Source organism: Vibrio sp. 10N.222.55.C6, assembly GCF_041473395.1.
GTDB lineage: Bacteria > Pseudomonadota > Gammaproteobacteria > Enterobacterales > Vibrionaceae > Vibrio > Vibrio crassostreae_C.
The window spans coordinates 1-228 of sequence record NZ_JBFRSD010000242.1 but is presented as its reverse complement, the minus strand read 5'-3'; the positions used below and the strand labels follow the sequence as shown (position 1 = coordinate 228).

The following is a 228-nucleotide window of genomic DNA, read 5'->3' as shown; positions in this document are numbered from 1 at the left end:
AACAAGGTATGTGTGACCGGTAATCCAACCCACATCGGCTGTACACCAGAAAGTTTCGCCTTCTTGGTAATCGAATACGTATTTGAAGGTCATCGCAGCATAAACAAGGTAGCCACCTGTGGTGTGCATAACGCCTTTAGGTTTACCTGTTGAGCCTGACGTATAAAGGATGAATAGTGGATCTTCTGCGTTCATCTCTTCTGGTGGGCAATCTGCAGATACATTAGC

The 228-nt window shown here is 45.6% G+C and carries 1 protein-coding gene; it reads right to left on the bottom strand.

Annotated elements, in window-relative coordinates; genetic code table 11:
* Positions 1–228: AMP-binding protein (locus AB4486_RS23470; RefSeq protein WP_372118956.1), on the bottom strand; the 228-nt coding region annotated here is incomplete at both ends.